We start from the raw sequence: 14145 nt of genomic DNA, 5'->3' as shown, positions 1-14145 counted from the left end.
CGCCGTGCCGCCGCGCTGGTTATGCCGGCCGCGCGCGCGCGCCGAACAGGGCGGTGCCGATCCGCACCAGGGTCGCGCCCTCGGCGATGGCGATGGCGAAGTCGTCGCTCATCCCCATCGACAAGGTGTCCACGCCGGCACGGTCGGCGGCGAGGGCGTCGAACAGGGCCTTGGCGCGTCGGAACGACGGCCGGCGTTGTTCGGGCTCGGCGTGCGGGGTCGGGATCACCATCAGACCGCGCAGGCGCAGCGCCGGCTCGGCGGCGATCGCCGCGGCCAGCGCCGGCACCTCGTCGGGGCGGCAGCCGTGCTTGCTGGCCTCGTCGTCGATGTTGACCTGGATCAACACGTTCAGCGGCGCGTCCGCGCCGCGGTGGCGGGCCAGCGCCGCGACCAGCTTGGGCCGGTCCACGGTGTGCACCCAGTCGAACAGCGCCGCCGCCTCGGCGGCCTTGTTCGATTGCAGGTGGCCGATCAGGTGCCACTCCAGCGCCCGCCCGGCCACGGCGGTGGCGGCCATGGCCGCGCGCTTGCCGGCCGCCTCCTGAACGTAGTTCTCGCCGAAGGCGTCCTGGCCCTGCAGCGCCAGATTCGCGACCGCGGTCTCATCCTGGGTCTTACTGACCGCAAGCAATCGAGGAACCGGCCGGCCGACGTCGTGCGCCGCGTCGCGCAACTGTTGCAAGATGTCGTGAAGGACGTGCTCGTGCACGCGGGAAATCCTGTGAGAAAGGGTGGAACGGCGCAGCCGTTGCGGGGCTATACTGCCTCTTGGGGGTGGTTTGGTTCCAGCTTTACGGTTGCGATCGGGCCGTTCCACGGCAGCGGAACCAAGTGGCTGGTTTTTCCGGACCCGCGAGGCGGGTCCTAGAGCAGTGCGGGGAGCACGCATGGATATCGCCGAACTTCTGGCGTTTTCGGTAAAGAACAAAGCATCCGACTTGCATCTTTCGGCCGGCCTGCCGCCGATGATCCGGGTCGATGGCGACGTGCGCCGGATCAACATCCCGGCCCTGGACCACAAGCAGGTCCACGCCCTGGTGTACGACATCATGTCGGACAAGCAGCGGCGCGACTTCGAAGAGTTCCTGGAAGTCGACTTCTCGTTCGAGATCCCCGGCCTGGCGCGCTTCCGCGTCAACGCCTTCAACCAGAACCGCGGCGCCGGCGCGGTGTTCCGCACCATTCCCTCCGAGGTGCTGAGCCTGGAGGACCTGGGCTGCCCGCCGATCTTCCGCCAGCTGATCGAGCAGCCGCAGGGCCTGATCCTGGTGACCGGGCCGACCGGCTCGGGCAAGTCGACCACGCTCGCGGCGATGATCGACCACATCAACAAGAACGAGTACGCGCACATCCTCTCGGTCGAAGACCCGATCGAGTTCGTGCACACCTCGCAGAAGTGCCTGATCAACCAGCGCGAAGTCCATCGCGACACGCACGGCTTCAACGAGGCGCTGCGTTCGGCGCTGCGCGAAGACCCCGACTACATCCTCGTCGGCGAGTTGCGCGACCTGGAAACCATCCGCCTGGCGCTGACCGCGGCGGAAACCGGCCACCTGGTGTTCGGCACCCTGCACACCTCCTCGGCGGCCAAGACCGTGGACCGCATCATCGACGTGTTCCCCGCCGGCGAGAAGCCGATGGTGCGCTCGATGCTGTCCGAATCGCTGCGCGCGGTGATCTCGCAGGCGCTGCTGAAGAAGGTCGGCGGCGGCCGCACCGCGGCCTGGGAGATCATGGTCGGCATCCCGGCGATCCGTAACCTGATCCGCGAGGACAAGGTCGCGCAGATGTACTCGGCGATCCAGACCGGCCAGGCCTACGGCATGATGACCCTGGACCAGCACCTCCAGGACCTGGTCAAGCGCGGCCTGATCCTGCGCCCGCAGGCCAAGGAATACGCCAAGGACAAGCGCCTGTTCGAGTGACGCCGCATCCGGCGGCGCGGCCCCGCGCCGCCGCCTCGACGCCGCGCCCTGCCGCGAACCCATCCCCCCGGCGATCCACGCCGCCGTAATCGACCTCCCGAGGAGGTAGCCGCATGAACACGCCCGCCCCGTCCAACCCGACCACCGCCTCCGGCGCGATCGACTTCACCTCCTTCCTCAAGCTGATGGCGCACCAGCGCGCCTCGGACTTGTTCATCACCGCCGGCATGCCGCCGTCGATGAAGGTGCACGGCAAGATCACCCCGATCACCCAGAACCCGCTGACCCCGCAGCAGAGCCGCGACCTCGTGCTCAACGTGATGAGCCCGCAGCAGCGCGAGGAGTTCGAAAAGACCCACGAGTGCAACTTCGCCATCGGCGTCACCGGTGTCGGCCGCTTCCGCGTGAGCTGCTTCTACCAGCGCAATCAGGTCGGCATGGTGCTGCGCCGGATCGAGACCAAGATCCCCAGCGTCGACGAACTGAACCTGCCGCCGATCATCAAGACGCTGGCGATGACCAAGCGCGGCATCATCATCTTCGTCGGCGCCACCGGCACCGGCAAGTCGACCTCGCTGGCGGCGATGATCGGCTACCGCAACCAGAACTCGACCGGCCACATCATCACCATCGAAGACCCGATCGAATTCGTGCATCGGCACGAGGGCTGCATCATCACCCAGCGCGAAGTCGGCATCGACACCGACAGCTGGGAAGCCGCGCTCAAGAACACCCTGCGCCAGGCGCCGGACGTGATCATGATCGGCGAGGTGCGCACCCGCGAAGGCATGGACCACGCCATCGCCTTCGCCGAAACCGGCCACCTGGTGCTGTGCACCCTGCACGCCAACAACGCCAACCAGGCGATGGACCGCATCATCAACTTCTTCCCCGAAGACCGCCGCAACCAGCTGCTGATGGATCTGTCGCTGAACCTCAAGGGCGTGGTCGCCCAGCAGCTGATCCCGACCCCCGACGGCAAGGGCCGGCGCGTGGCGATGGAGATCCTGCTCGGCACCCCGCTGGCGCAGGACTACATCCGCGACGGCGAGATCCACAAGCTCAAGGAGCTGATGAAGGAATCCACCCAGTTGGGCATGAAGACCTTCGACCAGGCCCTGTTCGAGCTCTACCAGGGCGGCGAGATCAGCTACGAGGACGCGCTGCGCTACGCCGACTCGCAGAACGAAGTGCGCCTGCGGATCAAGCTGGCGCAGGGCGGCGACGCGCGGACCTTGTCGCAGGGGTTGGATGGGGTTGAGGTGGCGGAGGTGCGGTGAGGCTCGGCCGCATCCAGCTGATTTTCCGAAGACGCCAGCGAAAGCTGGCGTTTTTTTGTACCGGCTCGTCGGTTTGCAACGGCTAAGGAGGGACGCGTGAGGCTGCTGGCATCGATCATGGCGATAGGGCTGTCCGGCGGCACATAGGCGCCGAACCTGGATCGCATCGATTGGAGCAAGAATTCGTTGTTGTTGATCGGCGCGCATGCGAATGTCGAAAATGTCGCGATCTATGCTTTTCCTGGAAAGATGAAAGGCGGGGCTTTCGATTTCCACGGCTTCATCCCCGCGCGCATGAACTCGCAGCCGGTGGACGGCTACTTTCTGGGCGTATCGAAGGGCGAGGAAACCATCGGCCTGTCGTCGGTCGCGTGGTACGCCACAGGCAACCTGGTGCAAGGGGCCAGCTACGAACTGCGTTTCTGCAGGGATCGGACCATCCCGGTTTTTCGGGTCGAGCCCGGGCAGATCGTTTACGTCACGGATCTTTATCTCCATGCCGGAAGCGCTCAGGGCGGCCCGGGGAAATGGAGGGATTTCCGCTGGGTTTTTCGTCCCGACGTGGATGCTGCCAAGGCCTGGGTAGAGAAGCATCGCCCCGGCGACATTTCTCGCTTCGTAGTGGCTGATGTATCCGAGATGCCGTCGTCCGACAAATGTAAGGACTGAGGCGGATGCTTCACAGGCAGGACAGCGCACCTGCATCGTTTCATCGAGTGGATCAGATCCGCGTTCCAGTCATCGTAACGACAGACATATCGATTGATTCGGTTTGCCGCGATGGCGAGCAAACTCAAAACTTGATCCCCAGATTGAATTTCGCCCCACCGCTGACATCGCCGGTCCGCGTATCCACCCGCCCGCTCCCGGTCACCCCGAGCGAAGCGCCGCCGGAGTTGTAATGGGCGCCGATGGTGCCGTCGACGGCAGTCGGTCCGTTTCGATCTGCGCTGACGCTGATGGCGGCCGAGCCGGTCCAGTTCTCGGACAGTGGTGTGCTGTAGTTGGCGTTGAAACTGCCATTGGTGAATCCGTCGGCGTTCGCATTGACGTTGAGGCTGAGACCGAGCTTGCCAAAATCCAGTTCGGTCGCGGTGGTGGCGGTGATCCCGTAATTCGGGTCGGCGATGCCGCCGAACGGGCCGGCTACGCCGCTCAGGCCGTAGGTAGTGACGCCGTTGGTATAGCTCACGGCGCCGGCGAAGGTGACCTGCGCCGGGGCGATGCCCATGCGCGCTTCGAGGTTGGCGTTGATGTCGCCGACGTGATTCAACCCGACGTTGATCGAGACGGCGCTGAGCGGCGCGGTTTCCACCGTGGCCGGGTCGTTCGGGGTGATGCTGAAGCTCGCCGACCAGGCGTTGTATTCGGTGACCGCCGGCGTGGTCGGGGTGGCGGTCGCCTGGGCGATGTCGGCGTAGGTCGCGGCGGTGGGCACGCCGCCCAGCGTCTGTAGCGAGGACAGGCTGGGCACCGTGTCCACGGTCATGGCGCTGAGTTGCGAGATCGCCGCGGGCGAGATGCTGAGGTCGACCGGCGCTGCCTGCACGGAATTCAGCGCGGCGGCGGCCGCGGCTTCGGTGGCGGCTTTATCGGCTGCGGCCTGTTGCGCCGCTGCGGTTTCGGCGGCGCGGTCGGCGGCGTTCTGGGCGTTCTGGGAAGAGTCGGAGCCGGAGACTCCCGAGCTTGCGTCGGCCATGGGAAAACCCTCCTGGTGGGCGTCCGGCCGTGCCGGCGCGCAGGGAAAGCGTTTTCAGCGGTCCGACCCTAGCAGGCCGGCGTGGCGCGGGAGTACCTGGGGCGGACCCCAGCATGGTCGGTGCGGCAGGTGCGGCGCTGGTTAAGTCCTTGGTTTCGAAGACTAACTATCGCCGCTGACGGTGGCCGGCGCGGGCGTCTGCGGCGACGGGCGGCGATCCGGCGTTCGCCGTTGCGGTTCTTGAACGCGGCCGCTCGCAAAATACGCTGGCGGCGTGCGCGGCCGTGCAACGCAAGCCGTCGCAAGACTTGCCAACACGGTCACATGCTTCGATGCTTGCCGGCCGTCCGGTCGTTTCGCCGCTGTCGCGCGCGTCGTGTCCGCCTGTCCACTCCGCCGCGCTGCCATGCCCAACGTCCTCGTTCTCGGCGCCCGCGCGCCCGCCGCCCTCGAAATCGCCCGCCGCTTCCGCCGCGACGGGCGGGTTGGGGCGATGGTGGCCGACAGCGTGTCCTGCCGCCTGTCGGGCTGGTCGAACGCGGTGGGCGCGAGCGAGCCGATCGCCGGCCCGCGCTTCGACGCGGCGCGCTTCGCGGCCGACCTCGCCCGCATCGTCGCGCAGCGCCGCATCGACTTGGTCGTGCCGACCTGCGAGGAGGCATTCTGGCTGTCGCGCTATCGCGGCGCGCTGCCGGCCGGCGTGCGCGTGCTGGTGGACGAGTTCGACAAGCTGCGCGAGCTGCACAGCAAGCTGCGTTTCCTCGAACTGGCGCGCGGTTGCGGCGCGAACGTGCCCGACAGCGCCGAGGTAAGCGATCTCGAGCAGGCGCGCGCCTGGGCCGCGGGCCGGCCGTTGGTGCTCAAGCCCGAGTATTCGCGTTTCGGCGTGCATGTGCGCCTGTATCCGCAAGGCATGCCGGCCGATGCGGCGCCGCTGCCGCTGGCGCAGGCGTGGGTCGCGCAGCGTTTCCACGCCGGCACCGAGCTGTGCTCCTACAGCGTCGCCGATCGCGGCCGGTTGCTCGCGCATTCGGTTTACCGTCCGACATACCGGCTCAGCCGCAGTTCCAGTTTTTATTTCGAGCCCGCGCCGAACGCGACGATCCGCGGTTTCGTCGAACGCTTCGTCGCCAAGATCGGCTACACCGGACAGATCTCGTTCGACTGGATCGTCGGCGACGACGGCAGCGCGACGGTGCTGGAATGCAATCCGCGCGCGACCAGCGGCGTGCATCTGTTCGGCGCCGGCGACGACCTGCCGGCGGCGTTGCTCGGCGCGGACATCGCCTGCGTCGATGCGCGCCCGGCGCGGCCGCGCATGTTGGCGCCGGTGATGCTCGGCGCGGGACTGGCGCAGGCGTTGGCGCAGGGCCGCGCGCGCGCGTGGCTGCGCGACTGGCGCCGCGCCGACGACGTGCTGTCGGTAGCCGGCGACCGCCTGCCGCCATTGGGCGGGCTGGCCGACCTGGGCGCCTACGCCGCCAGCGCGCTGCGCCGCGGCGGCGGCCTGCGCGAGGCGGCCACGCGCGACATCGAATGGGACGGCGAGGAGTTGCCGGACCTGTGAACGCCGCCGCGCGCGTCGCCGACGAAACGTTCTCCCAGCGCGCGCACGCGTTCGCGCGCATCCACGTCGGCGCCGATTCGCGCGCACTGGTCGCCAATCTCGATACCCATGCGGAGTTGATCGACGACGGCGAGCGCAGTTATCCGGTCAGCATCGACGACGGCGAGGCGCAGGACAACGCCTGGGTCTGCTCGCCGCGCACCACCTACGGCGCCTACGCCACCGAGGAAGCGCTGCGCTACGCGCCGGCGCTGCTGGGCGCGCCGATCCGCGCCGCCGGCCGCGGCCTCGACCGCTGGCTGCGCGGCGCGCGCATCGACCGCGCGGTGGCGATCAACAACTGGTGGCTGTCGACCAATCTGTATCCGCGCTGGCGGATCGGTTGCGCGCAGCGCCTGCTGCAGGGCGCGCTGCAGCGCTGGCCCGGGCATGCGGTGTGGCTGCGCTCGCTCAATCGCGACGATCACGCCGACTGGCTGGAGGAATGCGAGCGCCTGGGCTTCCTGCTGATCCCGAGCCGGCAGGTGTATTTGTTCCGCGACGTCGCCGCGCTGGCGCAGCGCCGCCACAATCTGCAGATCGATCTGCGTCTGGCGCGGAAGCAGCCGCACCGCGCCGGCGATGGCGACATCGGCGGAGCCGACTACGCGCGCATCGCCTGGCTGTACGCGCGGCTGTACATGGATCGCTATTCGCGCTGCAATCCGCGCTACACCGAGGCCTTCGTGCGCAGCTGGCATCGCGCCGGGCTGTTGCAGCTGGACGGCTTCCGCGACGAGGCCGGGCAACTGATGTGCATCGCCGGGGTGTTCCGCCAGGGCCGCACGCTGACCACACCGATCGTCGGTTACGACACCGACCAGCCGCAGCGGCTGGGCCTGTACCGGCTGCTGACCGCGACCACGTTCGAACGCGCCATCGCCAGCGGCGATGCGATCAACTTCAGCGCCGGCGCGGCCGGCTTCAAGCGCCTGCGCGGCGGCCAGCCGAGCATCGAGTACAGCGCGGTCTACGCCCGCCACCTGCCGGCGCGCACGCAGCGCGCGCTGGGCTGGCTGTCGGCGCTGACCCGCCGGGCCGGGGTGCCGATCATGCGAAGATTCGAACTATGACGCCCGACGACCGCAACGATCCCGCTGAAGCCCGCGCGATGCGGGACGCGGTGCGCGCGGGCGGCTGGCACCCGTCGCACGCCGCGCGCTGGTTCCCGGTGTTGTGCGGCGAGCGCCTGCGTGCCGCGCCGGTGGCGGCGACCTTGCTCGACCGGCCGTACGCGCTGGCCCGCGACGGCGCCGGCCGCGCGTTCGCGCTGGAGGACCGCTGTCCGCACCGGCATGCGCCGCTGTCGCAGGGACGCTGTAGCGACGGCGGACTGTCGTGCCCGTACCACGGCTGGCGTTTCGATGCGCAAGGCCGGCTGTGCGAGATTCCCGGGATGCCGGCCGACGCGGCGCTGCCGCAGGTGCGCGTGCGCGCCGCGGCGGTGCGCGAGCACGACGGCCTGATCTGGCTGCGGCCCGACGGCCGCGACGAGGGCGAATTGCCGGCGATGGTCCGGCGCAATCCGCCCGGCTCGCGCCGCTTCCTGTGGCAGACGCAGTGGCGCGCGCACATCGTCGATGCGATCGAGAACTTCCTCGATCCGCTGCACACGCATTGGATCCATCCGGGCCTGGTCCGGCGCGGCGGCGCGCGCCGGCCGGCGACCGCGCGCTTCGTGCCGTCGCCGCAGGGGTTCGCGGTCGATTACCTCGGCCAGGCCCAGCAATCGGGCCTGCTGTACCGATTGTTCGAATCGCCGCGCGAAAGCGAGCGCGCGCTGTTCGATGCGCCCGGCAGCGCGCAGATCGAATACCGCTACGCCAACGGCGGCATCGTCCGCATCAGCCTGCACTTCGCGCCGGTCGACGCGGCGACGACCTCGGTGTTCGCGAGCCTGCACGTCGAAAACCGCTGGGCGCCGGCGTGGCTGGTGCGCGCGCTGGTGTGGCCGCTGCTCAAGCGGGTCAACGACCAGGACGCGCGCATGCTGGCGCTGCAATCCGACAATCTGCGCCGTTTCGGCGCGGTGCGCGGCGCTTCGACCCAGCTCGATCTGGTGCGGCCGTGGGTGGAGGCGTTCTGGAACCACGGCGCGCCACCCGCGGATGCGCAGGCGAAGGACGTGGCGTTGACGCTGTGAGTCGGGGCTGGGGCGGGCCCCGACCGACGTGAGGCGCTGATGCCGTGAATCGCCGGCGCCGCGCGAGGCGGGCGTCGCGAGCGGCGGATACTGCTCGTCCCGAAAGCCCCGCATATGCGCGACGCGGCCCCGCGCGAGCGCCCGGACGGCGCCCGCGCACGATCGCTCAGGGCTCGCAGTCCTTCTTGCCTTCGCAGTCCGTAACCGGGTCCAGGCGCATCAGCTTGCCCTGCGCGCCGATGCGGACGTCGCCCCAGCGCCGCGGCACCACCTGCACCGGCTCGCCGAGCAGCCGCTCCTTGAAGCCGTCCGCGGACTGCGACAGATAGCTCTCGCCGATGCGGCGCCAGCCGTCGGCGTCGCGCGCATAGGCGTAGCAGCGGTTGCCCCAGTCGCGCACGTTGCACAGCAGGTACTCGGGCTGGCCGTCGCGATCGAGATCCGGCGCGACCAGCGCGCAGGCGCCGTCGTCGTCGAGGCAGCCCGGCGTCTTCAATGTCTGCTTGACCACCGCGTCGAGCCAGGCAGGATCGATCGCACCGACGTCCTTGGCCGCGGCGATGCGCTGCAGCGCCTGCGCGGGCGTGTCGGTCTTCGGCGCTTCGCGCCTTTCGATGCGGTACTCCCAGCGCGTGGTCGCGGCGAGCGCGCGTTCGAGATTGGCGTGCGCCGCCGGCGCGGTCGCGGCGAAGCGCGGGTCGCGCTTCAGCGCATTGAGCGCCTGGTAGCCGCGGCGGCCGCTGTCGAAGCGCAGGTAGCCCAGGTCGAACTTGGCCGGTTCGGCCTTGCCGCGCGCCAGTTGCGCGAGCTGCGAGCCGACGCCGAGGCGATGCGGATCGAGGATCCAGGAATTGGCCGCCGCGACCAGCGCCAGCAGCACCAGCGACACCGCGACGTTGACCCGGCGCAATCCGCCCAGCCATTGCCCGCCGCCGCGGCGCAGCGTCGCCGCGGCATAACCCAGCGCGTACAGGCTCAGCGCCACCGACGCCAGCGCGGCCCAGAAGCGCTCGCCGGTCCAGCCGTACTGGCCGATGCGCAGGCTCAGCGCGTACAGGCCGAGCGCGGCGAACACCGGCAGGGTCAGCAGCGCCGCGTCGACCACGCCGCGCAGCCAGCGCGGATACGGCGGCTCGCCTTCGCCGTCCTGGTAGACGGCATTGACGAACAGCACCACCGTCGCGATCAGACACATCAGGATCAAGGTCGCCGAGCGCGTCTTCCACAGCGCCTCCAGGCCGGTGAACGGCAGGCTGGCGACGAACAGCAGCGCGATCAGCGCCACCAGCGGCAGCAGGCCCTTGAAGATCGCGAACAGGATCTGCCGCGCGATCTGCACCGGACGGTGCTGGGTGCGGCCGACCAGCACGCCCAGGCCGACCATGGTGCCGGTGGCGAGGTGGACGAAGCTGCGGGTGGTGAACAGGTCGGCGAAGAATTCGATGCCGATCAGCTTGAACAGCACCGCGCACAGCCCCAGCACCGCCCAGCAGATGCCGACGAAGGCGGCGGTGAGGATCAGGGTCAGCGCGTTCTGCCAGCCGTGCTCGAACAGTTCGCGATACGGCGCGCGCCAGCGGCCGTGGCTGAGCCGGCATTGCAGGTAGGGCAGGGCGACGAACAGGCCGATCGCCAGGCTGACCGCGAACGGCCCCAGCACCGTGGCCTCGCTCAGGTCCGGCGCGCCGGTGGCGCTCCAGCCGGCCCACAGCGACAGCGGCAGGTAGACGGCGGCGAGCAGGCCGGCGTTGCTCCAGAAACGGCGGTCGTCCAGGCGCTGCACCGACAGCAGCATCGCCGTGGGCACCGACAGCACCATCGCGTACCAGCTCACTTCCAGTTCCAGCCCGAAGCCGGTGCCGATCCGCGCCAGGTACAGCAGCAGGCCTTGCAGCAGGGCGACGGCGACGATGAAGCCGCGGGTGTTGCGGTCGAGTTCGGCGGCGGGCGCGGGAACGGAATCGGATTTGGCGTTGGCGTCGGGCGTCATGCGGGTCCTTTGCATCGGTTCGGGCCGGCGCTCGGGCGCGGCCGGTGGTGCGGGTTGGTGCGGATAGGGGCGTCGAGGATGGCGCGGTTGAGCGAGCGGAGGATGTGGCGGTTGGGTGAGCGGGCGATGAAGTCGGGGTGGTGCGATCGGGGCGGTGCGATTGGGAGCCAGTTCGTCGTTCCGGCGAAAGCCCCGGCCCGTCATTCCGGCGAAAGCTCCGGCCCGTCATTCCGGCGAAAGCCGGAATCCATTTTGCTGTTGCTGTTGCGTTGACCAAGCCGAAGCGTTGCGAAGCAAGATCAAAATGGGTTCCGGCTTTCGCCGGAACGACGGATCGGGGGTGCTGTCAGTTGAGCGTCGAAGCCGCGCCGCCGAGCCTTCGGATCGCCGCCGCGCAGACCCGCATCCGCAGACCTATAGCGATCAGCGCGGACGGACCTTGCCTGGCGCGGCTTTCTTCGCCTTCGTCGCAGCCCGCTTCGCCACCGCCTTCGCAGGCGGGGCCACACCCACCGTAGCGGCCTGCTTCTTCGCCGACTTCGCCGCCGGCGCCTGTTGCGCATTCGCCGCGGCAACGCCCGCCGCCGTGCGCTTCGCGCCCGCCTTGGCCGCGGCCTGCTGCGTGCGCTTCCAGTACGGCCCGATCCGCTCGATCCGCCGATACGCCGGGCAGCTCTCGCGATGCGCTCCCGGCAGATAGCTCAGGCTCATCAGGAACTCGTTGGTGATCTCGCCGCCGGTGAAGCGGAAGGTCTGCTTGAACAGCTTGACCCAGCCGGCCTTGTCGCGCGGCTCGCCTTCGTGCAGCACGTGCGCGTCGAGCCATTGCGCGAAGCCGCCGTGGCTGGCGCGCAGGCGCTGCACGACCTGGGCGTTGTGGATGGCCGCGTCGACCTTGAGCCGGTTGCGGATGATGCCGGCGTCCTCGAGCAGGCGCAGGCGGTCGGCTTCGCCGTAGGCGGCCACGGTGTCCACGTCGAAACCGCCGTAGGCGCGGCGGAAGCCTTCGCGCTTGCGCAGGATGGTTTCCCAGCTCAGGCCGGCCTGGTTGATTTCCAGGATCAGGCGCTCGAACAGGTCGGATTCCTCGCGTTGCGGGAAACCGTACTCGCGGTCGTGGTAGTCGCCGTGGACCGGGTGGCCGGGGGCGAGGTCGCAGTAGCCGGACATGGAAAGCCTCGTGGCGCGCCGCGCTGCGGCATGGCCTGGGATTGTCGAGGCGCGCGGGCGGCGAATCCAGGCCCGGGCCGTTTCCGCGCTCATCGTCCCGAACCGGCCGCAAGTCGCGTTCTGGCGGCCCCGGTCCGCCCGTGGACCCCGCTTAACGGCCGGGCAGGCTAGAATGGCCCCATGACCGTGATGCCCACGCCCCTCGCCAATCAGGTCCTGATCGCGCTGCCCGCGCTGGCCGATACCAATTTCTCGCGCAGCGTCGCGCTGATCTGTCAGCACGACGACGACGGCGCGATGGGCATCGTGGTGAACCGCCCGTCGGAGTACACCCTGGGCGAAGTGTTCGGGCAGATGGGCGTGGAAGGCGGCGACGAGGCCCTGCGCGCGCAGATCGTGCTCGCCGGCGGCCCGGTCCACCCCGAGCGCGGCTTCGTCCTGCACGACGGCGGCACGCGCTGGGATTCGACCCTGGCGATCGCCGACGACCTGTTCCTGACCACCTCGCGCGACATTCTCGAGGCGATGGCCAAGGGCGAAGGCCCCGACCACGCCATCGTCGCGCTGGGTTGCGCCGGTTGGGGCTCGGGCCAGCTCGAACACGAGATCACCGAGAACGACTGGCTGACCGCGCCGGCCGACGCCGAGTTGCTGTTCCAGTTGCCGCTGGACGCGCGCTGGCATGCCGCGGCCGGCCGCATCGGCGTGGATTTCGCCCACTTGGCCGACTACGCCGGACACGCATGAGCGCAGGCGCCTCCGACGAGATCCGACGCGACGGCACCGTCCTCGGATTCGATGTCGGTTCGCGCCGCATCGGCGTGGCCGTGGCCAGCGCGTTCGGCCACGGCGCGCGCGCGCTGGCGGTGATCGACGTGCACGGCGCCAGCCCCGATTGGGGCGCGATCGACCGCCTGCAGAAGGAATGGCGCCCCGACGGCCTGATCGTCGGCGACCCGATGACCCTGGACGGCGGCGACCAGCCCGCGCGCCAACGCGCGCTCGCCTTCGCCCGCCAGCTGCGCGTGCGCTACAAGCTGCCGGTGGTGCTGGTCGACGAGCGTTCCAGCTCGGTCGAGGCCGCGCACCGCTTCGCCGCCGACCGCGCCGAAGGCCGCAAGCGCCGGCGCGACGCCGAGGCGCTGGACGCGGTGGCCGCGGCGGTGATCGTCGAACGCTGGCTGGCCGCGCCGGACGATGCCACCGACATCGACCAGGTCCCGCACTCCTGACTTCGGCGCCGCCCGCACGAGCCGCGCCGACTTCGGCCCTTTTTCCCCGCACGTTCCCCGCACGCCCGCACCGCCCATGACCACCTACGTTTCCGCCGACGGCGGCTCGCGCCACCTGCTCAGCCTGCGCGATGCCTCGCGCGATTCGCTCGACGCCCTGCTGATCCGCGCCCAGGCCTTCGCCGAGGGCCATTACGACAGCCGCGCGCTGGCCGGCATCGCGGTGTGCACGCTGTTCTTCGAGCCGTCCACGCGCACCCGCCTGAGCTTCCAGCTGGCCGCGCAGCAGCTCGGCGCGCACATCCTCAACTTCGACGCCTCGACCTCGTCGACCAGCAAGGGCGAGACCGCGCTGGACACGCTCAAGAACATCGAGGCGATGGGCGTGCGCGGCTTCGTCATCCGCCACCGCGAGGACGGCGCGGTCGCCGGACTGGCCGCGCACGCGCGCCCGGGCACCTGCCTGGTCAACGCCGGCGACGGCCGCAGCTCGCATCCGACCCAGGGCCTGCTCGACATGCTGACCCTGCGCCAGGCCAAGGGCAGCGACTTCTCGCGCCTGCGCGTGGCGATGGTCGGCGACATCAAGCACTCGCGCGTCGCGCGCTCGGACCTGCAGGCGCTCAAGGCGCTCGGCGCGGCCGAGATCCGCGCGGTCGGCCCGGCCTCGCTGCTGCCCGACGACGGCACCCTGGACGGCTGCAGCGTCGGCCACGACCTCGACGCGGCGCTGGAGGGCGTGGACGCGGTGATGATGCTGCGCCTGCAGCGCGAGCGCATGGAAGAAGGCCTGGTGGCCTCGCTCGACGACTACCACCGCGACTACGGCCTGACCGCGGGGCGGCTCAAGCGCGCCGCGCCCGACGCGGTGGTGATGCACCCCGGCCCGATGAACCGCGGCGTGGAGATCACCGACGAAGTCGCCGACGGCCCGCAATCGCTGATCCTGACCCAGGTCGCCAACGGCGTGGCGGCGCGGATGGCGGTGTTGGAGGCGTTGCTCAAGGGGTGAGCGCGCGGCGCGAGGGCGCTTGCGCGGATCGGCACTCGTACTGCGGAGGCGATGCGCGTTGCATCCTGGCTCTTTTGGGTTTTGT

12 protein-coding genes and 1 pseudogene are annotated in these 14145 nt (G+C 69.7%); 9 read left to right on the top strand and 4 right to left on the bottom strand.

Annotation, left to right across the window (positions count from 1 at the left end):
• Nucleotides 1-19 precede the first annotated feature (19 nt).
• Complete coding sequence (locus JHW41_RS19060; protein WP_250444718.1) at nt 20-712, bottom strand: YggS family pyridoxal phosphate-dependent enzyme; 693 nt, start codon at nt 710-712, stop codon at nt 20-22.
• Nucleotides 713-890: 178 nt separating this feature from the next.
• On the opposite strand from JHW41_RS19060, the gene JHW41_RS19055 reads away from it, so the two are divergent.
• The 3 genes from JHW41_RS19055 (at nt 891) to JHW41_RS19045 (ending at nt 3877) form a co-directional block, all read left to right on the top strand.
• A complete protein-coding gene (locus JHW41_RS19055; protein WP_057946565.1) occupies nt 891-1928 on the top strand; it encodes a type IV pilus twitching motility protein PilT in 1038 nt (345 codons plus the stop codon).
• Nucleotides 1929-2041: 113 nt separating this feature from the next.
• Nucleotides 2042-3208: a PilT/PilU family type 4a pilus ATPase gene (locus JHW41_RS19050; protein WP_057946566.1), complete on the top strand. Its 1167-nt coding sequence runs from the start codon at nt 2042-2044 to the stop codon at nt 3206-3208.
• 186 nt (nt 3209-3394) lie between these two features.
• Nucleotides 3395-3877 carry a hypothetical protein gene (locus JHW41_RS19045; protein WP_250444716.1) on the top strand — a complete coding sequence of 161 codons (483 nt, stop codon included), beginning with the start codon at nt 3395-3397 and terminating at the stop codon, nt 3875-3877.
• A gap of 124 nt (nt 3878-4001) precedes the next feature.
• On the opposite strand, the gene JHW41_RS19040 is transcribed toward JHW41_RS19045, so the two are convergent.
• On the bottom strand, nt 4002-4907 hold the full coding sequence (locus JHW41_RS19040; RefSeq protein WP_250444714.1) for a hypothetical protein: 906 nt from the start codon (nt 4905-4907) through the stop codon (nt 4002-4004).
• Between the two features lie 406 nt (nt 4908-5313).
• On the opposite strand from JHW41_RS19040, the gene JHW41_RS19035 reads away from it, so the two are divergent.
• Genes JHW41_RS19035 through JHW41_RS19025 form a run of 3 tightly spaced genes read left to right on the top strand, consistent with a single transcriptional unit; the run spans nt 5314 to nt 8656 of the window.
• Entirely contained in the window at nt 5314-6474 is a 1161-nt protein-coding gene (locus tag JHW41_RS19035; RefSeq protein ID WP_250444712.1) for an ATP-grasp domain-containing protein, read from the top strand.
• The gene (locus JHW41_RS19030; RefSeq protein ID WP_250444710.1) at nt 6471-7586 is read left to right on the top strand and encodes a hypothetical protein; all 1116 of its coding nucleotides are present in this window, start codon (nt 6471-6473) and stop codon (nt 7584-7586) included. The genes JHW41_RS19035 and JHW41_RS19030 overlap by 4 nt, the downstream gene beginning before the upstream one ends.
• On the top strand, nt 7583-8656 hold the full coding sequence (locus JHW41_RS19025; protein WP_250444708.1) for a Rieske 2Fe-2S domain-containing protein: 1074 nt from the start codon (nt 7583-7585) through the stop codon (nt 8654-8656). The genes JHW41_RS19030 and JHW41_RS19025 overlap by 4 nt, the downstream gene beginning before the upstream one ends.
• A 166-nt stretch (nt 8657-8822) precedes the next feature.
• On the opposite strand, the gene JHW41_RS19020 is transcribed toward JHW41_RS19025, so the two are convergent.
• Nucleotides 8823-10646, bottom strand: coding sequence for a DUF4153 domain-containing protein (locus JHW41_RS19020; RefSeq protein WP_250444706.1), 1824 nt, complete (start codon nt 10644-10646; stop codon nt 8823-8825).
• Nucleotides 10647-11311: 665 nt separating this feature from the next.
• Nucleotides 11312-11816, bottom strand: a pseudogene (locus JHW41_RS19015) (DNA-3-methyladenine glycosylase I); the annotation flags it as partial.
• A 180-nt stretch (nt 11817-11996) separates the two neighbouring features.
• Here JHW41_RS19015 and JHW41_RS19010 point away from each other — a divergent pair.
• The 3 genes from JHW41_RS19010 (at nt 11997) to JHW41_RS19000 (ending at nt 14060) form a co-directional block, all read left to right on the top strand.
• Nucleotides 11997-12563: a YqgE/AlgH family protein gene (locus JHW41_RS19010; protein ID WP_057946572.1), complete on the top strand. Its 567-nt coding sequence runs from the start codon at nt 11997-11999 to the stop codon at nt 12561-12563.
• Nucleotides 12560-13048 carry a Holliday junction resolvase RuvX gene (ruvX, locus tag JHW41_RS19005; RefSeq protein ID WP_057946573.1) on the top strand — a complete coding sequence of 163 codons (489 nt, stop codon included), beginning with the start codon at nt 12560-12562 and terminating at the stop codon, nt 13046-13048. The genes JHW41_RS19010 and ruvX overlap by 4 nt, the downstream gene beginning before the upstream one ends.
• A gap of 76 nt (nt 13049-13124) precedes the next feature.
• On the top strand, nt 13125-14060 hold the full coding sequence (locus JHW41_RS19000) for an aspartate carbamoyltransferase catalytic subunit (RefSeq protein WP_250444704.1): 936 nt from the start codon (nt 13125-13127) through the stop codon (nt 14058-14060).
• The last annotated feature ends 85 nt before the right edge of the window (nt 14061-14145 follow it).

The organism is Lysobacter enzymogenes (genome assembly GCF_023617245.1).
GTDB lineage: Bacteria > Pseudomonadota > Gammaproteobacteria > Xanthomonadales > Xanthomonadaceae > Lysobacter > Lysobacter yananisis.
This window is presented reverse-complemented; position numbering and strand designations above follow the sequence as displayed.